Origin of the sequence: Actinoplanes sp. CA-131856, from assembly GCF_050956135.1 — a bacterium.
GTDB lineage: Bacteria > Actinomycetota > Actinomycetes > Mycobacteriales > Micromonosporaceae > Actinoplanes.
This window is the reverse complement of sequence record NZ_CP191849.1, coordinates 5,016,272-5,038,710: the sequence shown is the minus strand read 5'-3', so window position 1 is coordinate 5,038,710 and position 22,439 is coordinate 5,016,272. Positions and strand designations below refer to the sequence as shown.

The 22,439-nt window shown below is 71.2% G+C and carries 21 protein-coding genes; 16 read left to right on the top strand and 5 right to left on the bottom strand.

Annotated features, from left to right (window positions below; translation table 11 throughout):
• The first annotated feature begins 70 nt into the window (after positions 1 to 70).
• Genes ACQP2X_RS23280 through ACQP2X_RS23260 form a run of 5 tightly spaced genes read left to right on the top strand, consistent with a single transcriptional unit; the run spans position 71 to position 6,395 of the window.
• Positions 71 to 796 carry a hypothetical protein gene (locus ACQP2X_RS23280; RefSeq protein WP_498700201.1) on the top strand — a complete coding sequence of 242 codons (726 nt, stop codon included), beginning with the start codon at positions 71 to 73 and terminating at the stop codon, positions 794 to 796.
• Entirely contained in the window at positions 789 to 3,005 is a 2,217-nt protein-coding gene (locus ACQP2X_RS23275) for a hypothetical protein (protein WP_498700199.1), read from the top strand. The genes ACQP2X_RS23280 and ACQP2X_RS23275 overlap by 8 nt, the downstream gene beginning before the upstream one ends.
• The gene (locus tag ACQP2X_RS23270) at positions 3,002 to 3,796 is read left to right on the top strand and encodes a hypothetical protein (RefSeq protein WP_498700197.1); all 795 of its coding nucleotides are present in this window, start codon (positions 3,002 to 3,004) and stop codon (positions 3,794 to 3,796) included. Before ACQP2X_RS23275 ends, ACQP2X_RS23270 begins: the two co-directional genes overlap by 4 nt.
• Positions 3,793 to 5,004 carry an OmpA family protein gene (locus ACQP2X_RS23265; protein WP_498700195.1) on the top strand — a complete coding sequence of 404 codons (1,212 nt, stop codon included), beginning with the start codon at positions 3,793 to 3,795 and terminating at the stop codon, positions 5,002 to 5,004. The genes ACQP2X_RS23270 and ACQP2X_RS23265 overlap by 4 nt, the downstream gene beginning before the upstream one ends.
• Positions 5,004 to 6,395: a hypothetical protein gene (locus tag ACQP2X_RS23260; protein WP_498700194.1), complete on the top strand. Its 1,392-nt coding sequence runs from the start codon at positions 5,004 to 5,006 to the stop codon at positions 6,393 to 6,395. The genes ACQP2X_RS23265 and ACQP2X_RS23260 overlap by 1 nt, the downstream gene beginning before the upstream one ends.
• On the opposite strand, the gene ACQP2X_RS23255 is transcribed toward ACQP2X_RS23260, so the two are convergent.
• Together ACQP2X_RS23255 and ACQP2X_RS23250 are read right to left on the bottom strand one after the other, a co-directional pair.
• Positions 6,321 to 7,064: a sulfite exporter TauE/SafE family protein gene (locus tag ACQP2X_RS23255; RefSeq protein WP_498701010.1), complete on the bottom strand. Its 744-nt coding sequence runs from the start codon at positions 7,062 to 7,064 to the stop codon at positions 6,321 to 6,323. The two genes, ACQP2X_RS23260 and ACQP2X_RS23255, sit on opposite strands and share 75 nt — an antisense overlap.
• Positions 7,061 to 9,859: an FAD-binding and (Fe-S)-binding domain-containing protein gene (locus ACQP2X_RS23250; RefSeq protein WP_498700192.1), complete on the bottom strand. Its 2,799-nt coding sequence runs from the start codon at positions 9,857 to 9,859 to the stop codon at positions 7,061 to 7,063. The genes ACQP2X_RS23255 and ACQP2X_RS23250 overlap by 4 nt, the downstream gene beginning before the upstream one ends.
• A gap of 125 nt (positions 9,860 to 9,984) precedes the next feature.
• Between ACQP2X_RS23250 and ACQP2X_RS23245 the strand changes: the two genes are divergently transcribed.
• Positions 9,985 to 11,103 (top strand): flavin-containing monooxygenase, encoded by a 1,119-nt coding sequence (locus tag ACQP2X_RS23245; protein WP_498700191.1) that lies wholly within the window; start codon positions 9,985 to 9,987, stop codon positions 11,101 to 11,103.
• Here ACQP2X_RS23245 and ACQP2X_RS23240 read toward each other — a convergent pair.
• The gene (locus ACQP2X_RS23240; RefSeq protein ID WP_498700188.1) at positions 11,100 to 11,711 is read right to left on the bottom strand and encodes an HAAS signaling domain-containing protein; all 612 of its coding nucleotides are present in this window, start codon (positions 11,709 to 11,711) and stop codon (positions 11,100 to 11,102) included. The genes ACQP2X_RS23245 and ACQP2X_RS23240 overlap by 4 nt on opposite strands.
• Before the next feature lie 139 nt (positions 11,712 to 11,850).
• Between ACQP2X_RS23240 and ACQP2X_RS23235 the strand changes: the two genes are divergently transcribed.
• From ACQP2X_RS23235 to ACQP2X_RS23215, 5 genes are all read left to right on the top strand, one after another.
• On the top strand, positions 11,851 to 12,681 hold the full coding sequence (locus tag ACQP2X_RS23235) for a carbon-nitrogen hydrolase family protein (RefSeq protein WP_498700186.1): 831 nt from the start codon (positions 11,851 to 11,853) through the stop codon (positions 12,679 to 12,681).
• A gap of 138 nt (positions 12,682 to 12,819) precedes the next feature.
• Positions 12,820 to 13,104, top strand: a complete 285-nt coding sequence (locus ACQP2X_RS23230) for a hypothetical protein (RefSeq protein ID WP_498700185.1) — start codon at positions 12,820 to 12,822, stop codon at positions 13,102 to 13,104.
• 33 nt (positions 13,105 to 13,137) lie between these two features.
• Positions 13,138 to 14,085 (top strand): hypothetical protein, encoded by a 948-nt coding sequence (locus tag ACQP2X_RS23225; RefSeq protein WP_498700183.1) that lies wholly within the window; start codon positions 13,138 to 13,140, stop codon positions 14,083 to 14,085.
• A gap of 106 nt (positions 14,086 to 14,191) precedes the next feature.
• Positions 14,192 to 14,869 carry a hypothetical protein gene (locus ACQP2X_RS23220; RefSeq protein ID WP_498700181.1) on the top strand — a complete coding sequence of 226 codons (678 nt, stop codon included), beginning with the start codon at positions 14,192 to 14,194 and terminating at the stop codon, positions 14,867 to 14,869.
• Positions 14,870 to 14,936: 67 nt separating this feature from the next.
• Positions 14,937 to 15,407: a RipA family octameric membrane protein gene (locus tag ACQP2X_RS23215; RefSeq protein WP_498700180.1), complete on the top strand. Its 471-nt coding sequence runs from the start codon at positions 14,937 to 14,939 to the stop codon at positions 15,405 to 15,407.
• A 40-nt stretch (positions 15,408 to 15,447) separates the two neighbouring features.
• On the opposite strand, the gene ACQP2X_RS23210 is transcribed toward ACQP2X_RS23215, so the two are convergent.
• Together ACQP2X_RS23210 and ACQP2X_RS23205 are read right to left on the bottom strand one after the other, a co-directional pair.
• Positions 15,448 to 16,512 (bottom strand): HEAT repeat domain-containing protein, encoded by a 1,065-nt coding sequence (locus ACQP2X_RS23210; RefSeq protein WP_498700178.1) that lies wholly within the window; start codon positions 16,510 to 16,512, stop codon positions 15,448 to 15,450.
• Positions 16,513 to 16,554: 42 nt separating this feature from the next.
• Positions 16,555 to 17,277 carry a hypothetical protein gene (locus ACQP2X_RS23205; protein WP_498700176.1) on the bottom strand — a complete coding sequence of 241 codons (723 nt, stop codon included), beginning with the start codon at positions 17,275 to 17,277 and terminating at the stop codon, positions 16,555 to 16,557.
• A gap of 136 nt (positions 17,278 to 17,413) precedes the next feature.
• Here ACQP2X_RS23205 and ACQP2X_RS23200 point away from each other — a divergent pair, with 136 nt between their 5' ends.
• From ACQP2X_RS23200 to ACQP2X_RS23180, 5 genes are read left to right on the top strand one after another with little or no spacing between them, the layout of a single operon-like run.
• Positions 17,414 to 18,373 (top strand): LacI family DNA-binding transcriptional regulator, encoded by a 960-nt coding sequence (locus tag ACQP2X_RS23200; protein ID WP_498700174.1) that lies wholly within the window; start codon positions 17,414 to 17,416, stop codon positions 18,371 to 18,373.
• Positions 18,374 to 18,382: 9 nt separating this feature from the next.
• Positions 18,383 to 19,552: an extracellular solute-binding protein gene (locus ACQP2X_RS23195; RefSeq protein ID WP_498700172.1), complete on the top strand. Its 1,170-nt coding sequence runs from the start codon at positions 18,383 to 18,385 to the stop codon at positions 19,550 to 19,552.
• A complete protein-coding gene (locus ACQP2X_RS23190; RefSeq protein WP_498700170.1) occupies positions 19,549 to 20,592 on the top strand; it encodes an ABC transporter ATP-binding protein in 1,044 nt (347 codons plus the stop codon). Before ACQP2X_RS23195 ends, ACQP2X_RS23190 begins: the two co-directional genes overlap by 4 nt.
• A complete protein-coding gene (locus ACQP2X_RS23185; protein WP_498700169.1) occupies positions 20,589 to 21,503 on the top strand; it encodes an ABC transporter permease in 915 nt (304 codons plus the stop codon). Before ACQP2X_RS23190 ends, ACQP2X_RS23185 begins: the two co-directional genes overlap by 4 nt.
• On the top strand, positions 21,500 to 22,327 hold the full coding sequence (locus ACQP2X_RS23180) for an ABC transporter permease (protein WP_498700167.1): 828 nt from the start codon (positions 21,500 to 21,502) through the stop codon (positions 22,325 to 22,327). The genes ACQP2X_RS23185 and ACQP2X_RS23180 overlap by 4 nt, the downstream gene beginning before the upstream one ends.
• Positions 22,328 to 22,439 lie beyond the last annotated feature (112 nt).

The following is a 22,439-nucleotide window of genomic DNA, read 5'->3' as shown; positions in this document are numbered from 1 at the left end:
ATCAGTTGGCGGCCCCGGAATCGGTCACTCACAGTGGAGAACACTTCTTTACTGATCAAGGTGGATATCGATGACTCGTACCCTGCCCGTCCCCGGAATCGTGTCCAACTGCGACGTCGTCGCGTCGAGCGGCGGGGGCTACACCCGGCACGCCGAGCTCAACGGCGCGGCCCGCGCGCTGATCGGCGAGGCCATCGGGGAATCGCCCGCGCCGGCCGGGTGGATCCGCGACAGCCAGGGCGACGGCGAGGTCACCGTCGCACCGGCCGCGATCCCGGCCGCCTGGCTGCTCGGGAACTTCCTGAACGAGATGTACGAGGGCGTGACGGCCTACAACCGCAACAAGCACGAGGACCACCGGCTGCGCCTGCGCTTCGGCCTGGCCGGCGGCGACGTGCTGATCGAGGACGGCGTCCCGCGCGGCGGCGACCCCCTGGTGCTGGCCGCCCGCCTGCAGAACTCCCCGGCCGCCCGCGAGGCGACCCGGTCCCTGCCAGACGCCCCACTGGTGGCCGTGGTCGCCGACGACCTCTACCAGCGCGTGGTCCCGCACGGCGCCAAGGGCTTGCAGCCCCGCCAGTTCCGCGGCGTGACCGTCGACGTCAACGGCGTCAACGTCCTGGCCTGGCTGTACGTGCCGCATTCCTACCCGCCCCACGTGGGCGCCACCGCGGCCCGTCCTTCGGCCCCGTCGCCCTCCCCGGCGGCCGCCTCGAAGTTCGACGTCCGCGTGGACCGCTCGTCGGGCGTCCAGATCGGCGACCACGGCCAGATGTGGGTGGGCCGGCATGAATGACGAGACACCGCCTCCGCCACCACCGGACGAGGCACCGGCACCGGAGCCCGCGGCATCGCCATCGGAGCCGCAGCCCCAGCCCCAGCCGCAGCCCCAGCCCGAGGCGGCCTCCCGCGCGCCGGAGAACGACAGCACCAGGAAGGGCTACGACGACTTCGTCAATCCGGGCGGCACGGCCGCGACGGGACCGGCCAAGCCCGACGACAGCTGGGGCGGCGACGCCGGCGGGGCCGACCTCGGACCGGACCGCGGCTACCAGGCGAAGATCGACGGCGGCTACACCACCATCGGCGACAACGCCCGCACCTTCGTCTACAACCTGCGCAACGGCCGCGAGATCGCGATCCTGCGCTACCAGCGCGGCCCGGAGTGGGTCGCGCGCGCCCTCGACATCTTCGTCGCGCCGGCCAACCACCAGTCCTGCTACCGGACACTGACCGAGGAGCGGCTGCTCTATCTCTGCGGCCCGGCCGGCAGCGGCCGCCGCCTGTTCGCCGAGATGCTGCTGCGGCTCACCGCCGGCGACGACCGGATCTGCGGCCTCCAGGTGAGCCAGACCGACGTGCCGCTGACCGCGCTGGCCGGCGAGAACGACCTGCTCGCCGACTGCCACGGCTTCGGCGTCGTCCTCGAGCTGGCCGCGCCGGGCCCGGTGGCCCCGGCCACCCTGGCCGCGCTCGCGAGCATGGCCGAGAAGGCGGACGCGTTCATCGTCGTGCTCGGCGAGCCGGGCGCCACCGCCGAGCAGCCCCTGCACCCGTACGACGCCCAAATGGAGCCGGCCCCGCCGGACGAGGTCCTCCGCACGCACCTGCTGCGCGAGCTGCGGGACCGCCGCGAGCGGGGCGAGACGGTGCCCGGCGCCGACCCGGACGACTTCGTCCGCCTGTGCCGCAAGACGGACAAGGTTCAGGAGCGGCTCACCGCCGATCCGCTGCCCGGCGCGGTGGCCGACCTGGCCCGCGCCCTGGCCGGCTGGAACGGCACCGGCGAGGACGACCTGGACCGCGCCCTCAACCGGATCCGGGCCAAGGTCCGGGAGCTGGCGGCCCGCCTGGTCAAGGGCGAGGGCGACGCGGAGGCCACACCGGCCACACCGCGCCGGCAGGCCGTGCAGATCGCGCACGCCGCGTTCGACGGGCAGCCCCTGGCCGACGTGTTCGAGGCCGGGCAGGTGCTGCTCGACATCCTGGACCACCTGGCCGGCGGCGGCGCCGACCGGCCGCGGGCCGTGTTCGACGCCGACGTCGACCGCATGCTGCGCCTGCACGACGGTACCGTGCTGACCCGGCTCGAGGCCACCGACAGCCCGCGCCGGGCGCACTTCCTCGACCCCGGCTTCGCGCCCGAGGTGCTCGACGTGGTGTGGAACGACTTCGACACGGTCCGGGTGCCGCTGCTGTTCTGGCTGCACCAACTGGTCGACGACGGCCGCCCGGCCATCCGGCGGCGGGCCGCCTACACGGCGGGCGCGCTCGCCGTCCGCGACTTCGACGAGGTCTGGCGCTATCTGATCAAGCCGTGGGCGCGCTCGGGCAGCGGTGTCCAGCGGCAGGCGGCCGCCTGGGCCCTGGACGCGCTGGCCGGTGACGGGCGCCTGCTCTGGCTGGTGCGCGCGCTGGTGCGCGACTGGGCGCGCAGCCGCAACCCGCAGCTGCACGACGCGGCCGCCCGCGCCTACGGCACCTCGCTCGGCGCCGCCCTGCCGGAGGACGCGCTGGCCGACCTGCGCCTGCTGGCCGGCCGCGACGACCTCAACGGGAGCGCCTCCGTGGCGTACGCCATGAAGTTCCTCTACATCGCCGCGCCCGAGCCCACCCGCGCCGCGCTGGTCAGCTGGAACGCCGACGAGCTGTACCGGCTGCGCGTGCACGCCGCCCGCTCGCTGATCCTGCTGGCCCGCCATCCGGCGCCGGCGCCCCGGCAGCAGTGGCCGATCCTGCTGGCCGACATGGAACCGGACGGCCTGGCCGGCCTCTGGCGGGGCGCGCTGGCCGGGCCGACGACGATGCGCCGGGCCTGGAGCGAGCTGCGGATCTGGCTCCAGTGCGCCGACGCGGACACCGACTTCGCGGACCGGGTCGTGGAGCTCGGCCGCCTGATCCTCGCCTCCTCCCTCAAGGACCGGGGCCACTTCTACCTCCGGCGGTGGCGGCGGGACTGCGCCACCGCCGCCCGGCTCTACGACTCCCTTGGAGACCCCGCATGAGCAAGTCGTTCTTCCAGCGTTTCCGGGACCTGTTCCGCCGCCGGCGGGAGCCCGCGCCCGAGCCGATCAGCTACCGTCCCCCGGACCAGCCCTTCGCCCTCTCCGCGCTGTGCCGGGGCGACGTGCACGAGTTCCAGGTCAGCGTCGAGACCGAGTGGACCGGCGACAACGTGCTGTACGAGGCCGTGGTCCGGCAGGCCGGCAAATATCAGTCCAGTGTCCGGGACACGCACCGGCGCCGGATCTGGCAGATCGCCCGCGCCTACGGACCGCACGAGGCGGCCGACGCCGAACGGGCGATCCAGCAGGACCTGGGCACCATCTGCTACAGCACCGACAACGGCCAGGTCCGCTGCACGTCGTACTTCCGGGTCACCCCGGATCCGCGCGTCCGCGAGCATCTCACGCAGTTCGTGCTGCGCGAGGTGAACGCCGACAGCGAGGCGGTGCTGGCCCGGCAGCGGGTGGTGCTGGCCCGCGAGCTCACCGGCAAGTGGTCCGGGCTGCTGACCGACCTGGGCGTGAGCCCGGTCAAGCTGAGCGCCACCGCGCTGGCCGACCCGCACTTCTCGGCCGAGCTGGGCCGGCTGGCCGACCGCCGCCGCCTCTCCGCCCGCGAGCTTGTCGACGTGCTCGGCGAGGCGGCCAAGGACCACGGCCAGCTCGGCATGTACGAGATCGCCGAGCTGTACGCCACGGCGGTCGCGGCCTACCAGCGCCAGATGGAGGTCCAGGACAGCGCCTTCATCCGCGAGGTGATGGACATGGAGCCACCGGAGCCGGCCCGATGACCCGGGCCGGAGCGCTCACTCTCGCCCTCCTTCCCCTCCTCGGCGGCCTGGCCGCCGCGTGCGGAGCGGGGCCGGACGTCTGCGACGGCATGACCGGGCGGGACGCGGGGCAGGCTGGAGTCACGACCGTCCTGGTCGACGTCAGCGGGTCGGCCCGGGTCGGGCGGACCGCTCCCGACTACGCCGCCGCCCTCGACGGCCGGCTCGACGAGGCGATCGGCCGGGGCGACCTCGTGTCGATCGGCTCGTTCGACGGCTCGGCCTCCACGGTCAGGTGGGCGCTGCAGAACCACCTGACCCGCTCGGACGCCCACCGCGAGGAGAACCGGAAGAAGCAGCGGGCCACCTTCAAGAAATGCCTGACCGCCGCCGCCCAGCGGGCCGCCGCCCGGGACGCCGGGACCGACAGATCCGACATCGGTGGCGCGATGAACGTCGCGGCGAAGGCGGGCCCGGGAACGGTCGTCCTCGCCACCGACGGGATCGGCACCACCGGCTGCCTGAGCCTGCTCTCGCCGTCGGCCGGCAAGGCCCGCTGGATCGACGACCTGGTCGGCCGCTGCCCGGGCCGCGACGGCTGGCCGTCCGCGCTGGCCGGCAAGAACCTCGTGATGCTCGGCGTCGGGCAGCCCGCCGACGGCGTTCCCCCGCCCACCACGGGCACCGTCGAGTTCCTCCAGCGCCTGTGGCAGCGTACGTGCCTGGCCGCCCAGGCCCTCTCCTGCGAGGTCTCCACCGCACCGGTCGCCCGCGGCGGCGGCGCCGCCGAGCCGGCCCGCACCGACCCGGCCGTCACCTTCGTGGCCGACGACGGCCCGCCCCCGATCTCGCCCGGCCCCGTCTTCAACCTCTCCTCGGAGGAGTTGTTCGCCCTCGACTCGGCCGAGCTGAGCGACGGCGCCGAGGCCCGGCTGCGAGCCCTGGCCGGGGAGCTGCGCCGGCGGAACCCGGTCGCGGTCCACGTCGCCGGGCACACCGACACCCGGGGCAGCGCCGAGCACAACCTCGACCTGTCGCAGCGCCGGGCCGCCCGCGTCTCGGCCGTGCTCCGCGCGGCCGGGATGCCCGGCGTCACCAGCGAGGGCAAGGGCGAAGCCGATCCACTGTGCACCACCGGGAAGCGGCCGGACGGGTCGTGGAACGAGCCGTGCCTGCAACGGGACCGGCGGGTCGAGATCACGATGAAGGTGAAGGACGGGCCGGCCTGATGACCGAGATGACGCGACCCGGCGAGACCTCGAACGGCCGCCGCTATCCGAGCACGCCGTGCGGCGCCGGCTTCCCGCCGGTCCTTCCGCTGATGCCGGCCGGGAACAGGCAGGAGCCGTACGACCGCAACGAGCTCTCCTACGCCGAATCGGCCCGGCTGACCCGGGCCACCATGGAGGCCGAGGCGGCCATCGTGGCCGCCCGCGACGGCATCCGCGAGGCACACCGGCGCCTGGTCACCGCCTGGCACCGGGGTGGGACCGCCGTGCGGCGGGTGGAGGAGTACGCGGCCGAGCACCGGCACGGCGAGGCCGGGCGGTCCCGGCGCCGGGTGCTCGACCGGCACGCCGGTGACGGGGCCGAGGACCGGCGGGCCCGGCCCCGCTGGCTGAGCTGGTGGCTGGTCTGGCCGCTGATCCTGATCAGCGCGGCCTACGACACCGCCTTCTTCGCGAGCACGTTCCAGACCGCCCTCGACGTGCCGGTGGACGCGCCGTGGTGGCACACCGCCATCTCGTACATCCCGGGCTTCGGCATCGCCATGGCGCTGATCCTGGCCGGCAGCTGGCTGGCCGTTCCGTTGCTGCGCCACCGCAACCGGGCCGAGCGGCGCCCCACCCGGGGCCGGCTCGACTGGCGGGTCGTGCTGTCCCGGACCTTCCTGCGGTGGCGGCCGTCGGTGGAGACCCGGCGGCCGGGCGACCTGCCGTGGCCGAGCTGGCCGCTGCCCGTCACCTTTCTGCTGGCCCTGGTCGGCGTGCTCGGCGCGTGGGCCTGGCTGCGCGGCGACGGCCTGATCGACGACCGGCTCCGCGCACCGCTGGCCGCGCTGCTGGTGCTGTTGACCGTGTCGGCCATCGCGTTCAAGGCCAGCGCCCACAACCCGTTCAAGGACCGCGACACCGAGTCGCGGGTGGGGCTGGCCCGCAGCGGCGAGGACCTGACCCGGCTGGAGAAGGGTGCCCGCGACGAGCTGGCCGAGCACACCACGGCCTGGCAGGACTTCCACGCGGCGGTCGAGGACGCGGCGGCCGACTCTCGGCGGCACGTCGTGCGGGCGTGGGCCGAGATCGCCGACGAGCGCGGCCGGCACGGCCTCACCGGTCCGATCGCCCCGCGGTTCGCCTCGGCCGACGGCGAGGGCGTGATCTTCGAGGGGCTGCTGCCGGCGCCGGCCGTGCGGAGCCTGGTGCTGGGCGACGCGGGTGAGGCCGTCGAACGTTACCGGCCCAGCCTGCTCGAGGACCGGCTGACCACGGCCCTGGGCGCGGCCACCGACCAGCTGAGCCGGGCCATGCGCCCGGCCGGCGAGGACTCAGACGGCCAGCAGGGTGCCGGCCACGGCCGTCGCGAAGACCACGATGGTCCACCGCAGGGCCTCGGCCGGTAGGCGCTGGGCGATCCGGGCCCCGGCGACGCCGCCCAGGACGGTGGCCGGGGCCAGGACGGCGACGACGGCCCAGTCGACCGGGCCGAAGACGCTGTAGGTGAGCACGGTGGTCACGCCGACCACGGCCGAGAAGACGTTCTTGAGCGCGCTGATCCGGCGCAGCGTCTCGTCGAGCACGAGCGACAGCGCGGCGATGAGGAGCAGTCCCATCGCCGCGTTGAAATAGCCGCCGTACAGCCCGCACAAGAAGACCGCGACCTGCACGAAGCCCACCGGGTTGGCCCGGGGCCGGCCGGCCAGCGAGCGCAGCTGTTTCTGGAAGGCCATCATGGCGGCCGCCGCCAGCAGCAGGAACGGCACCACGAAGTCGAACACCGAGCGCGGCGTGAACAGCAGCAGGGAGCTGCCGCACAGCGTGCCCACGACGATCGCCGGGATGATCGACACGATCCGGCGGCCCTGGCCCACGAGGTCGGGACGCCCGGCGACCGCGCTGGCCGCATAACCGGGCGCCACCGACAGCGCGTTGCTGACGTTGGCCGCCACGCCGGGCAGGCCGAGCGCGACCAGCAGCGGGAACGTGATCAGCGAGCCGCCGCCGGCCACGGCGTTGATCGTGCCGGCGAGCAGCCCGCCCCCGAGCAGGGCGAGGATTTCGAAAGCGGTCAGCGCTTGTGCTCCTGGAGCAGCTGCACCAGGTGCTTGCCCGGGGTGTCGGCCAGGTCGGCCGCCTGCGTGCGGCAGGAGAAGCCGTCGGCCAGGAAGATGTCGCCCTCCTCGGCCTTGTCCAGGGCGGGCAGCAGCTGCTGCTCGGCCACCTGCACCGACACCTCGTAATGGCCGCGCTCGACGCCGAAGTTGCCGGCCAGGCCGCAGCAGCCGCCAAGCCGCTTGACCGTCGCACCGGCCTTCTTCAGCAGCTTGGCGTCGGCGTCCCAGCCCATCACCGCGTGGTGGTGGCAGTGCGGCTGCGCGATGACCCGCACCCCGTCCAGCGACGGCGGCTCGTAGCCCTCGGTCTCGGCCAGCAGCTCGGCCACGGTCTTCGTCGCCGCCGCCACATCGCGGGCCTTGTCGTTGTCGACCAGCTCGACCGCGTCCTGCCGCAGCACGCCGGTGCACGAGGGCTCGAGCCCGACCACCGGAATGCCCTGCTTCACCGACTCGTGCAGCTCGTCCACCGTCTTGCCGAGGATCCGCCGCGCCGCGTCGAGCTGCCCGGTCGAGATCCACGTCAGACCGCAGCAGGCTTTCCGGCTGGTCACCCGCGGCGCGTACCCGGCGTCTTCTAGCACGTCCACGGCCGCCTGAGCGATCTCCGGCGAGAAGTGATCGGTGAAGCTGTCCACAAACAGCACCACCGGTTTGCCCGAATTTTTCGGCTTGTAAGAGGCACGGAACGTGGACTTGGCAAATGTCGGGATCGACCGCCGCTTGTCCACACCCGCGAGATACAACGCGAGCCCCCGGATACCGGGCAGAGAGGTCATCAGGTTCGCCAGAGCGGGCATCCTCGACGCCAGCCGGGACCACCGGGGCAGCCACCCGAGCGAGTAGTGCGACCGCGGCCGCGCCCGCCCCTGGTAACTCTGATGCAAGACCTCGGACTTGTACGCCGCCATGTCGATCCCGGTCGGGCAGTCCGACGCACAACCCTTGCAGGACAGACAAAGATCAAGCGCATCGTGTACGGCCTCGGACCGCCAATCGGGCGCGAGATCGCCGTCCAGCATCTCCTGCAGCACGCGCGCCCGGCCCCGCGTCGAGTCCTTCTCGTTCTTGGTGGCCAGGTACGACGGGCACATCACCCCGCCCAGCACGGTGGTGTCGGCGCGGCACTTGCCCACGCCCGTGCAGCGGTGCACGGCCTGATTGAAGTCGCCGCCGTCGGCGTGGTAGGCCAGTGCCAGCGGCACCGTCACCGGCCGCGCCTGCGACACCCGGATGTTCGCGTCGACCGGGTCCGGATCGACCAGGTTGCCGGGGTTCAGCAGGTTGCCCGGGTCGAACGTGTGCTTGATCCGCCGGAACAGGTCGATCGCCGCCGGCGAGTACATCCGGGTCAGCAGCTCGCTGCGGGCCCGCCCGTCGCCGTGCTCCCCCGACAGCGAGCCGCCGTAGCTCACCACCAGGTCGGCCGCGTCCTCCAGGAAGGCCCGGAACTTCCCCGGCCCGCCCGGCTTGTCCAGCGGGAAGTCCAGGCGCACGTGCACGCAGCCGTCACCGAGATGCCCGTACGGCATCGCGCTGAGCCCGTGCCGCTCCACCAGCACATCGAAGTCCCGCAGGTAGGCGCCGATCTTCTCCGGCGGCACGGCGGCGTCCTCCCAGCCCGCGTGGGCCGGCAGCCCGCTCGGCGCCCGGCCGGCCAGTCCCGCCCCGTCCTCACGGATCTTCCACAGCGGCGCCGCCTCGGCCGTGTCCTCGACCACCCGCGAGTCGACCGCCCCCGAGGCCGCGACCAGTCTCGCCGTACGCTCCCGGACCTCGTCCTGGTCCTCTCCGGCGATCTCCACCATGAGCCAGGCCGTGCCACCGGGCAGTGGCGGCACCGCACCCGGACCGCGGCGGCTGCGCACCACGTCGCAGATGCGGGAGTCGATGCCCTCGCACGCCGTCGGCTTGAACCCGAGGATCTCCGGGATCACGTCACCGGCCGTGCCGAAATCGGGATAACCCAGAACCACGAGCGTCCGGTACGCCGGATCGGCCACCAGCCGTACCGTCGCCTCCGTGATGACCGCGAGCGTCCCCTCGCTGCCGACCAGGAACTCGGTCAGGTTGAAGCCGTTCTCGGGCAGCAGGTGCTCGACCGCGTAGCCCGACACCTGGCGGCCGAAGCGCGCGAACTCCGTACGCCCGGTGGCCAGATTGGCCCCGATGACGTTCCGCAGCTCCTCGACGACCTTGTCCGCGCCGGACGTCTCCGTGCCGGTGACCAGCCGTTCCCCGTCGATCGTCAGGGCCTGAAGAGCGACGACATTGTCCGACGTACGCCCGTAGCCCAGCGTCCGGGCGCCGCACGAGTTGTTGCCGATCATCCCGCCGATCGTGCACCGGGTATGTGTTGACGGATCGGGCCCGAACCGCAGCCCGTACGGCTTGGCCGCCGCCTGCAGCGTGGCCTGGATCGTTCCCGCCTGCACCCGCGCGGTCCGCGTCTCGGGGTCGACCTCGAGCACCTTGTTCATGTGCCGGCTGAAGTCGAGCACCACACCCGGGCCGATCGCGTTGCCCGCCACCGACGTGCCCGCGCCCCGGGCCGTGACCGGAACGCCCAGCTCCCGGCACACCCGCAGGGTCGCCGCGACGTCCTCGTCGTGCCGCGGCCGCACGATCGCCCGCGGCACCACCCGGTACAGCGAGGCGTCGCTCGAATAGGCCGACCGGTGCGCCGCGTCGGTGAGCACGTCGGCCACCCCGGCCCGGCGCAGGCTGGCGGTCAGGTCGGTGTCGCTTGTCATGTCCGGTTCCAGTGGGGCTGCGTAGCGGCGGTGAACTCGGCCTTGTGGGCGTCGCCGCCATGGTAGTCGCCGCCCGGGCCACCCCCGCGCACCGGGCGTTCGAGCCATCGATCACACTGCTGCCCATGGCGAACGTGACTGTGCTCGGCGCCGGCGCTGCCGGCCTGGCCGTGGCGGCCCAGCTCAAGGCGAACGGCGTGGAGAGCGTCGTGCTGGAGCGCGGCCCGGAGGTGGCCACCAGCTGGCGGGGCCGCTACGACCGGCTGCGCCTGCACACGGTGCGCCGCCTGTCCGGCTTGCCGGGCTTCCCGATCCCCCGCGAGTACGGCCGGTGGGTGCGCCGTGACGACCTGGTGCGCTACCTGGAGGCGTACCGGGAACGCTTTGCCCTTGACGTCCGCACCGGCACGACTGTCGAACGGGTCAAGCCGGGCGGTGAGCGCTGGTCCTTGCAGTTGGCCGACGGCTCGGAGCAGACGACACGCACGCTGATCGTCGCCACCGGATATCTGCACACGCCGGTGGTGCCGCAGTGGCCGGGCCTGCCGTCGTGGACCGGCACCCTGATCCACTCGGCCGCCTACCGCAACGCCGAGCCCTTCCGGGGCAAGAAGGTGCTGGTGGTCGGCCCCGGCAACAGCGGCGCCGAGATCGCCACCGACCTGGCCGAGGGCGGCGCCGCGTCGGTCAGCCTGGCCATCCGCACGCCACCTCACATCGTCCGCCGCGCCACCGCGGGCTGGCCCGCCCAGATGAACGGCCTGCTGCTGAGCGGCCTGCCCGAGCCGGTCTTCAACTCGATGGCGGCCACCATGGCCCGCATGGAGGTGCCAGACCTTCGCCGGTACGGCATGGAGCGCCCCACCGAGGGCCTCAAGACCCGCCTGCGCACCCAGAGGTACGTCCCGTTGCAGGACGTGGGCATCGTCCGCGACGTGCTGGCCGGCCGCGTCCGCCCGGTCGCGGCGGTCGAGTCCTTCACCTCGTCCGGGGTTCAGCTGGCCGACGGCACCACCATCGAGCCGGATGTCGTGGTCGCGGCCACCGGATACGGCACGGGCCTGACCACGCTCTTCGACGACCCGGCCCTGTTCGACGACACCGGGGTGCCGCTGGTGCACGGGGGTCCGGCGGCCCGCCCCGGCCTGTACTTCATGGGATACAACGTGACACTGGGCGGCATGCTGCGCGAGCTGGCCATCGAGTCGCGCCGCGTGGCCCGGGCGGTCCGGTTGGTTTCTTAAGGCCGGCGGAGAGCGTCGTACATGCGCCACCCGGCGATCACCGACCCGCCGGTCAGGATCAGATAGAGGAGCATGAGGGCCGCCGCGCCCCCGACACCGGCCACGCCCAGGAACAGGGCGAAGCCGAACGCGGCCGCTCCCGCCCCGACGGTCAGCACCCAGCCGGCGGCCTTCTGCGCCGGCTGCCAGTGCGGCGATCCGCTGGCCAGCAGCATGCCCGCCACCGGCCCGGCCACCGGGATCAGCACGGCACCGACGGTCATGAGCCCGACCGCGGTGTATTCCGCCGCCCCGCCCCGGGGAGCCGCTCCCCCGCCGGTGGCGGCCGGCGGAGGAGGCGGGACCAGGGCGGGCAGCCGGATGTGGGCCGGCACGCTACCTCGGCGCACCGCCGCCACGAGGGCCTCCGGCGGCCCTAACCGGCGAATGATCTCCGCCGGGTCCTCGAGCGGCGCACTGGGCGACGTCCGCCGCACCGCGATGTAGTCGGCCACGGTCGTCATGAGCTCGTCGCGCAGCTCGGGCGCCAGGTCCTCGCTCTGCGCCCACAGAGCGGCCAGGTAGTCGAGCACAACAACGTCGGTGTGTGCGAGCGGTGCCGTCGTCATTTGTGGTCCCCCGATACTGGTCCGGCGCGTTGGGAACAGCTTCGCCCGGCCCCACCCCCACCACCATCCACCCTCGGACGGAATCCCCAAGAGCGCCTCTACCTTTCGGCCGATGCGCTCCGCTGGTTACGGTGCCGTGGTGAGGATCGCCGTCGCACAGACCGAGGTCACGACGGACCCCGTGGCGAACGGAAGAGCCCTCCGCGCCGCGATGCGCCGGGCCGCCGGGCAGGGGGCACGCCTGGTCCACTTCTCCGAGGGCGCGCTGTCCGGCTACGCCGGCATGGCGAAGACGTACTACGCGGGCTGGCGGGTGAACTGGGAGCCGATCGCCGACGAGTTGCGCCACACGATGGCGCTGGCGGCGGAGCTGGGCGTGTGGGTGGTGGCGGGCGGAAACCATCGTTTGACCGGCCGGCACCGCCCCCACAATTCCCTCTGGGTGATCGACGACCGGGGCGAGCTGGCCGACCGCTACGACAAGCGCTTGCTGTCCCATTCCGAGACAAGCGGCTACTACACTCCGGGCGACCACACGTGCACGTTCGAGGTCGACGGGTTCCGTTTCGGGTGCCTGCTCTGCATCGAGGTGAACTTCCCGGAGTTGTGGCTGGAACAGCGGTCCCTGGGCGTGGATTGCGTGCTGTTCTCCAGCTTTTCGGAGGACCCCATCTTCGAGGTCATGGCCCGGGGCCACGCCGCCGCGAACAACTACTGGGTGAGCATGGCGGTCCCCGCCCAGTGCGCCCCCGCCACCCCGTCAGCAGTGATAGGCCCGCACGGCTATGTGCTGCACCAAGCTCGCACGGAAGGTCCCGACGTGATCTGCGCCGACCTGGACCGCGACGACCCCGCCCTGGACGTCGCGCTCACGAAGGCCCGCCCATGGCGAGCCACCGCCCGCACCGGCGACATCTACGACGCCGCCCGGGTCACCGACCCCCGCAGCACGGACCGCACCAGCATCTGACGGACCGGGTCAGCCAGCGCCGTAGTAATCATCCAGCCCGGCCGAGCAGCTCTCCGCGTCGCAGCCCGCAACGGCCAGATGCTTGCCAGGCAGCCCGCTCGTCCACAGGCTGAAAGCCTACCCGGAGGAGGTCCCGCCATGTGGGCCGTGATCGGTGTGTGGAAGATCGACCCGTCGGTCATCGACGAGTTACGCGCTCAGGTCCCCTTGATGGCGTCGAGCAAAGTGGGCACACCCGGCTTCGTACACGGCACATGGACCTTGGACGGCCACATGATGCAGGTGTACGCCGACGAGGTGAACGCACGCCGCTACCACGGCGCGATGCTGTCTCAGGGTGCCGTCGAACGTCCGGGCGTCCGCTGCCTCGTGTGGGACGTGGCTGAGGTCGGCGCCGAGTCCTCCACACCGGACAGCTCCTGACGACCGTTGCCGGGCAGTGCTACCCAGGTCGACATGGGAATGAGTCCCGAGGCGCGGCAGCGACTGGACCAGGATTTCCGGCGCCGTGTGGCGGAGCAACAATCGCGGCACGCCGCCGACTGGCAGCGCGCCGGCCATCTCGGTCAGGCGCTCGAGCTGGGCGAACCACTCGGCATCTACCACACCGAGGTGACCCCACCGCTGGGCGTGCGCCGTGTGCTGCGCCTGCTCGCTCCCGCCGCGATGTTCCTCCTGGTGCTGGTCCTGCTGATCGTGTGGATCCCCGGCGCGGCGCTGCCCCTTCTGTCCATCACCCCCTTCGTGGCCGGCGCCTACTGCCTGACGTTCTTCGTGATCTCCCGCCGGGGCCGCTTCACCCGATGGCTGTACGGCTATCCCGGTGGCCTGGCCGAGGTCGACCCGGACGGCCCTCCGCGTGTGGTGCGTACGGTCGAGGTCTCCGACGTGCTCGACGAATGGAGCTCGTCCGGCTCGGAGTCACGTTCGTGGGACCACGAAGGTTTCCGCCTCACCACCGCCGGCGGCCGCACCGTGGCGATCACCGCGAGGTACCGCAATGCGCTCGACCCGTACGGCCAGGCCGGTGCACTGATCGCGGCGCTCGCACCGGCCGAGGTCGGCGCGGCCATCCCCCGCCTGCCCTCGATCGCCGACCTGATCACCGACTGGGCCGTGACCCCGCTCGTCGCACGGCTGGCCGAGACGGTCCGCAACGGCGCCACAGTCGTACGCGGCGACTTCCGCGTGACCCCCGACGGACTCGCCGGCCCCGGCGACACCACGATCACACCGTGGAGCGCGATCGAGCGGGTCGAGCTGCGGCCCGGCCGCGTGAAGGTGCGCCTGATCGGCGGCAAGACCCGCAAGTACGACAACTATCGTGACGGCTCCGGATACGCGGTGCTCTGCCGCGTATTGATAGCGCTCGGCGTCAACGCCTCCTTCGAGTCGCGCGGCTGAGCCCGTGCCCCGCGCATGCTCCCCGGCATGTCCGCGGGTTGAGCCAGGCATGCGGCCGTCCCGCGCCACCGCGAGCGGCTCGCGGCGGGGCTCGTAAAGTCATCCGGTGAACGTCTACGACATCGCCGGCCGGCTGCCCTCGATTCCGGTGCTGCGCGACCGGTGCCGGGCCCTGGCCGTTCTGGAGTTGATCCAGGGCACCGGCTACGAGTACTACAGCTACGCCGCCTGGGGTGACGACGAAGCAGCGCTGATGAGCAACGGCAGCGGCGACGAGTACACCATCGTCTTCAGCGAGGCCGGCGTGTTCATCCGGCTGTTCGACCACGAGTCCGCGATGTCGCCCTATGCCAGTGACGATATGACGCTCTGGCCGGGACTGCTCGACGGGCTGCCGCCGGAGTTCGCCGGGCACGTCACCGAGCCGGCGTTCCGCGACGGCGACGACCTGATCGCGACAGCGATGCTGTGGCGGCGGACCACCGACGACCACTGGCACGCCGGCATCGGCATCACGTTCCCACCGTCCCTCGGCCCCTACGACATCAGTCCGGACGGCACTGACCGGCTCAGCATCCTGTGCGACGACATCGTCGACGCGTACGTCGACTTCGCCAGTGACTATTACGAGACCGGGATCGACCGGGACGCGGTGGCGCACATCGCGGCGCTGCGGCCACTCACCGACGGCGTGGTCCGGGCGCTCAACCCGAAGTCGAGCCTCGCCGCGGTCCGCACGGAGGTGGCCGCGACCGGCTACCCGATCACACCGGCTGTGCCTTGAAACTGACGACCCACCTGTTGCACTCACATGACTCAATGGAAGGCTGACGGACTCGGAGGTGGCGAGAATGGATGGCTCGACTGTCGATACGAACGGCACGCCAGTAGGCCCGGTCTCCATTCCTGAGGAAAGCAGCCTCGACATCGAGGTGTTCAAGGTGGTCGCCGAGCATTACCGGCAGGATCTGCGGGAATATTGGGTTAGAAACAACATGTACCTCCTGATCACCGGCATCCTTGTGTCGGTTTTCGCTTCACTGGGAAGCAAAGAAGGGTACGGATTGGCCCTACCGGCATTCGGCCTGCTGGTGAGCATATTCTGGTTCGCGGTCGCGCGAGGGAGCACTCGGTGGCTCCAAGTCTGGCGCGACGAGCTTTGCGCGATTGATCACGCAGTTGATCGATTTCAGGTTTACCATCGCGTCGAGCAGCGTGGGAGGATGAACGGGAAACTGCGTTCCCCTTCCTGGGTGACGCAATTTCTTCCCCTGGTGGTCAGTGCTGGATGGCTTACCCTTCTCATTGTTTCCGTCGGGTGACGTCGACCAGTCCCGCCCGGCGCACCCGTCGTTGCTCAGATCATTCGTTGTGCCCTACGAATGCGCGGAGAGCCTGGTGGCTACCGGGCAGCCCGTATCCGTGGATCATCCCGCTGAAGATGGCGAACATCGCCCCATGCAACAACCACGTGTCCGGCGACGCGACCAATGCGGTGACCAGGCGACGCTGACGGTCGTCCAGCCCGTCGAACACCACCTCCGGCGGCCGTGGACCGGCCGGGAAAGCCGCCCGGAGTGCCTCACCGACCACCGGTAGTGCCTCGAGGCCGGACACCGCGGGGATGCGGGACAGCAGCGCCTCGAACGTGACATCAGCGTGCCGGGTCCCGAGCAGACCGAGCACGAGGCCGGCGTGACCGGCCAGGTCGCCGTCGAGGAACGGAATGCGACGGTCGGCTCCGGCGGCACTGCCGGCCCAGTGCAGCAACTCCTCGACGGCCCTGGCGTCGGTGTTCGCGCGGCCGACTGTGCCGGCGGCGATCGCGGCGCCCCATCGCACCAACGGGCGCGCGTCGGTGAGGGCAGCGGCGTCCGGGGCCTTGCCGAGCAGGGCGGAGGCCACCAGCACCGTGGCGAGGACCGTCTCGTCCTCACCGGCCGGCAGACCCGCGGTGAGCGTCTCCAGCGCGGGCAGGCTGGCCACCGCATCCTCGGGGAACCAGCCGAGCGCGTACGCGGCGTGCGCGCGGACGTCGGGAGCGGGATCGTTCAGCAAAGCACGAAACAGTGGAACACCGGCGCGCACCGCGTCGTACGCCGCCACACGGGGTTCGGCGATCGGCACGCCGACCGGTAGCCACATCTCGTCATATCCGATCGCGATCGAACTGAGCAGTCCGAGCAGTTCGACGCGGTCAGCGGTGCCCGGCGCGCCGAGCACCTCGATCAGGAACGGCACCGCGTACGCGGTCGCCTCGTAGCGAGTGCCCTGGTGGAAGATGTTGCCGTAGAGCTGCCATCGGGCCTCGATCCGCACGTCCGGATCAGCCGAACACAATGCCCTGATCTGCCCCGGCACGTCCGCGGCCGGGCCGTACGCGTGACTGAGCCGGGCCCAGTCGATGCGATCCAGTCCGTCCAGCACGGCGTGCATCCTGTCACAGCCGCGACTCGGCCCCGCCGGACCCTAACGCCTGAGGCTGCGCACGACACGGTAGACGCAGAAGACCGCGCCGGCGGTGAGGGCCAGGAAGGTCAGGATCGGCGAAAGGTCGAACGGGACCTCATCGGGATCGAAGATCGGCCCCAGAAGGAAGAACAGGGCGCAGGCCCCGATCATCAGCGTGACCGGCACCAGCACCACCAGGAGGGCGATCAGGCCCACGAGCCGGGCCGCCCTCCGCCCTGACCGCCCGGCGGCCGGCGGGGCCGGCTGCGCGGGGCGGAGGCGGGCGGCCGCCGCCTGGATCTCGCCGAGGGTGGCGTCCAGCCATCGGTCGGCCACGACGAACGGGGTTCCGTACTGGGCGCTCACAACCTGGTACTGCATACGCTGCAGCGGGTTCATCAGGCGCAGGGCGGCCGCCGGATCGGCCGGGACGATCAGGAGGACGGGGCGGCGGCGGGGTCCCACCGTCTCGGTGAGCCGGGCGATGTGGGGCCAGGTCAGGCGCATATGGGGCAGCCGGATGCCCTTGTCGTCGACGGTCAGGACCGGGATCCGCAGCACGGTGCTCAGAACGAGCGGCAGGGCGAGGACAAGCGCGACCAGGCCGGAGCCGTCGGTGGCGATGGTGCCGACGGTGTTGTCGCCGTTGACGAGGATCAGGCCGAGCGCGGCCGCGAGGGCGAAGCCGGCGAGTGAACCGAGGTAGGGGGTGTCGGGGCGGAACCGGACCTTGAGAGGCACGGCGGGAGCATATGTTGTTGATCTAGAAGGGCGGAGGCCGGGTCTGACCATGATCTGTAAAGGTTTTCATGCGCCTACGAAGAGATCATGGTCGATGCATTGACATCCGGATGAAACGGATTGCAGTCTGGCCCGCATGGCAGTGACCATCAAGGACGTGGCTCGCGCGGCCGGTGTCTCGGCCGCCACCGTCACCCGGGCGCTGTCCACTCCCGAGGTGGTCCGGCCCTCGACCCGAGACCGGGTCAAGGAGATCGCGGCCAGCCTCGGCTACCACCCCAACCGGGCCGCCCGCGGCCTGATCACCGGGCGCACCGGCAACCTGGGGCTGCTCGTCCCCGATCTCGGCAATCCCTTCTTCCCCAGCATCGTCAAGGGCGTGCAGTCCCGTGCCCACGAGGCCGACCACGCCGTCTTCCTGGCCGACACCGACGAGGATCCGGCGGCCGAGGCCGGCCTCGTGCGCAAGCTGGCCAAGCAGGTCGACGGGGTTCTGCTCTGCTCGCCCCGGATGGCCGAGGCCGACCTGCGCGACCTGGCCGCCGAGGTGCCGATCGTCCTGCTCTACCGCCGCATCCCGGGCGTTCCCTCCGTCACCGCCGAGTTCCTCGACGGCATGCGCCAGGCCGTGAGTCACCTTGTCGCGCTCGGGCACCGCCGCGTGGCGTACGTCGCCGGACCCCGATCCTCATGGGCCAACCGGGAACGTGTCCGCTCCCTGCGGACGGTCGCCAAGGGCAAGGTCGAGCTCGTCGAGACCGGCAACGTGGCCCCTCAGTTCGAGGGCGGCGTCTCGGTGGCCGACCGGGTTCTGGCCGAGCGGGTGACCGCCGTGATCGCCTACAACGACCTGGTCGCGCTCGGCCTGCTGCACCGCTTCGCCGCCCGCGGCGTCGGCGTGCCCGGTGACATCAGCGTGCTCGGCTTCGACGACATCCCGCTCTCGGCGATGGTCCATCCGGCCCTGACGACCGTCGCTCTCCCCAAGGAGCTGGCCGGTCAGGCCGGCGTCGATCTGCTCCTGCGACGACAGCACAAGGAACGCCGCGAACTACCCACCCAACTGATGGTACGAGGCTCCACCGGCCCCGCCTGAGGAGACACCATGTCCCGAAAGATGATCACCGCCGCCGTAGCCGCCGTCCTCCTGGCCTCGGCCTGCGGCGCCCCCGACAGCCCGGACGGCAACGACGGCGGGTCCGTCACCGTCAACATCCTCGACGTGGCCGGCAATCTTCAGCTGACTCAGGGGATGATCGACGAGTTCGTGGCCAAGAACAAGGATCAGATCGGCAAGGTCACCTACTCCAAGGCCACCGCCCCCGAGCTGGTCGGCAAGATCAAGGCGCAGCAGAACGCGAACCGGGTCGACATCGACCTCGTGCTGACCGGCGTCGACGGCCTGGCCGCCGGCATCGAGCAGGGACTGTGGACATCGCTGGCCGACGCCAAGAGCCGGTTGCCCGGCATGGCCACATACTCCGACGGCGCCGCCGCCATGCAGAAGCTGGCCGGCGACTACGGCGTCACCGTCACCTACTACCCGTCGGGCCCGCTGATCGAATATCTGCCGGCCAAGGTCCCGGATCCGCCGAAGACCGCCGAGGACCTTCTGGCGTACGCCAAAGCGAACCCCGGCGCCGTGCAGTACGCCCGCCCGTCCAACTCGGGACCGGGCCGCACCCTGCTCATGGGCCTGCCCTATCTGCTGGGCGACAGCGACCCGAAGGACCCCGAGAACGGCTGGGCCAAGACCTGGCAATATCTGGCCGAGCTCAACAAATACGTGACGCTCTACCCGTCGAGCACCAGCGAGACGATGAAGAACCTGGCCAACGGCTCAGCGAAGATCATCGCGACCACCACGGGCTGGGACATCAATCCGCGCGTGCTCGGCACGGTGCCCAAGGAGGCCCGGGTCCAGGCCCTGGACGGCTTCCACTGGGTGACCGACGCCCACTACGCCGTGATCCCCAAGGGCGTGCCGGCCGGCAAGCAGACCGCCATCATCGACCTGCTCCAGGACATGCTGACCCCGCAGCAGCAGGCCAAGGCGTACGACAAAGGCTATTTCTATCCCGGCCCGGCGGTGAAGGACGTGACCCTCGACATGGCGCCGGCCGAGAGCAAACAGGCCATTGAGGAGTACGGACGTCCCGAGTACGACAAGCTCATCGCGGACAACCCGCTCGAGGTGCCGCTGGACGCGAAGGCGCTGGTGGCGGCGTTCGACAAGTGGGACCGCGAGATCGGCGGCGCGAAGGTGAAGAAGTGACCGCCTTTCAGGAGCTGCGCCTCGACGGGGTACGCCGGCGCTTCGGCGGCAAGGACGCCCTGGCCGGGCTGAGCCTGACGATCCGGCGGGGCGAGTTCATCGCCCTGCTGGGCCCGTCCGGCTGCGGCAAGTCGACGGCGCTGAACTGCCTGGCCGGCCTGCTGCACCTGACCGACGGCAGCATCTGGCAGGACGGCGCCCGGCTCGACACGCTGCCCCCGGAGCGGCGCGGCTTCGGCATGGTCTTTCAGAGTTACGCGCTCTTCCCCCATCTTTCCGTACGCAAGAACATCTCCTTCGGCCTGCAGATGCGCCGGCTCCCTCGCGACGAGATCCGCCGCCGCACGGATGAGGCGATTCGGTTGGTACGCCTGGAGGAGCACGCCCGCAAGCTGCCGGGCCAACTGTCCGGCGGCCAGCAGCAGCGCGTGGCGATCGCCCGTGCCGTGGTGCTGGAGCCCTCGCTCGTGCTCATGGACGAGCCACTGTCCAACCTCGACGCGAAACTGCGATTGGAGATGCGTACGGAGATCCGGCGCCTGCACCAGTCGCTCGGCCTCACCACAATCTACGTGACGCACGACCAGGAGGAGGCCCTGTCGCTGGCCGACCGCCTGGTCGTGCTGCGCGACGGCCGGGTCGAGCAGATCGGCACCCCCGAGGAGCTGCACAACCGGCCGGCCAACCGGCACGTGGCCGACTTCATGGGCTACCGCAACCTGCTGCCGATGAAGGTCAAGGCGGTGCACGGCGACACGGTGGCCCTCGACGGCTCGGGCCTGACCCTGGAGGGCACGGCGGTGGGCCCGGTCGCGGCCGGCGACGACGTGGTGGCCGGCATCCGCCCCGAGGACCTGCGCGCGGGCCCGCACGGGGTGCCGGTGACCGTCGAGGTCGTCGAGTACCAGGGACGTGAGTTGGCGGTCGAAGCCCGTACGGAGGAAGGGGTTGCCCTTTTCCTGCGCGCCGCCGAACGGCCGTCGCCGGGCGACCGGATCACGGTCACCGCGGCCCCCGACCGCGTGCTGGTGTTCCCGTGACGGCGACCCTTCCCGACCGGGAGACGACTCCGGAGACGCGGGTCGCGCTGCGGCACCGCCTGGCCGAGCGCGGCATCGACCGGCAACTCCTGCTGCTCGCGCCGGCCCTGATCGGTGTGCTCGCGCTTTTCGTCTACCCCTTCGCGTACGGCATCGGCCTGTCCTTCCAACCGGCCGAAGGCGGTGTGTTCGGCGCCTACCGCGCGTTCTTCACCGACGCCTATCAGCGCGACACGATCGCCACCACGCTCGGGCTCGCACTGCCGGCGGCCATCCTGAACGTGGCCGCCTCGGTGCCCATCGCGTACCGGATGAGAGGCCGCTTCCGCGGAAAACGCCTGCTGACCATGCTCCTGGTCGTGCCGATCACGCTGGGCACCGTGCTGACGGCCGAGGGCCTGCTGAACTATCTGGGCCCGGCCGGGTGGTTCAACCGCGCGCTGATGACGATCGGCCTGACCGACGCGCCGGTGCGGCTCACGAACAACTACTGGGGCGTGTTCTTCTCGCTGGTCATCACCGGTTTCCCGTTCGCGTTCCTGCTGATCCTGTCGTACCTGTCGGGCATCGACCCGACCTTGGACCGGGCGGCGGCCACCCTGGGCGCCGGCTGGTGGCAGCGCTTCCGGCGGATCACCCTGCCGCTGCTGGCGCCCGGCCTGGCCACCACGTTCTGCCTGACGTTCGTGCTGGCGTTCAGCGTCTTCCCGTCGGCCGTCCTGGTCGGCGACCCGGCCGGCACGACAAGGGTCATCTCGATCGCCGCCTACCACGCCGCGTACGAGGTCTACGACTATCCGCTCGGCAGCGCCATCGCCGTGATCATGGGCCTGGTCGAGCTGGCCGTGGTCGCCGTGGTCCTGGGCCTGCGGTCGATGCTCTACACCGGTTCGACGGGAGGCAAGGGATGAGGTCGAAAATGACCGTCGGCGCCTGGCTGGTGTGGGGCGCGGTGGTGTTCTTCTTCGTCCACCTGGCCGGCGTGATCCTGTCGGTGGTGGTCAACTCGTTCGGCGAACGCTGGTTCGACACGTGGCTGCCGCAGGGCTGGACGACCCAGTGGTACGCCTCGGCCTGGAACGAATTCGGCCTGTTGCAGATCCTGGTGGTGACGCTGGAGGTCGCCCTGCTGGTGGTGGCGATCTCGCTCCTGGTCGGCGTCCCCGCCTCGTACGTCCTGGCCCGTCGCTCCTTCCCGGGCCGCCGCCTGGTCTACCTGCTGTTCCTGCTGCCGATCCTGATGCCACCCATCACGTACGGCATTCCCCTGGCGACGGTGCTTTACAAGTACGGCTTGGCCGGCCACCTGGCCGGTGTGGTCCTGGCCAACCTGGTCCCGTCGATCCCGTTCGTGATCCTGACAATGACCCCGTTCATCGAGCAGATCGACCCGTCGGTGGAACGAGCAGCCCGCATGTGCGGCGCCCGAACCGGCCAGATCTTCGGCCGCATCCTCGCCCCCTTGCTGGTCCCCGGCATCCTGGCCGCCTCGATCCTGGTCCTGGTCCGCACGGTGGGCATGTTCGAGCTGACGTTCCTGACCGCCGGCCCCGACTCGCAGACTCTCGTGGTGGCCCTGTACTACTCGATGTCGGCGGCGGGCATCCGGGCCCAGCAGTCGGTGGACGCCATGGCCGTCATCTACACAGCCTCGATGCTGGTGCTGCTGGTCATAGCGCTGCGCTTCGTCAATCCGACCCAGCTCGTGGCCCGAGTGAAAGAGGATCCCGAATAGTCTTTCGCGAGGACCGCATCGCCGAGGTGTGGTCACTGATAGACACCGACGGGATACGGCGCCAGTTGTCGCAGTGATCCACCCCCTTCACTCAACGCGAGCATGGGAGTTC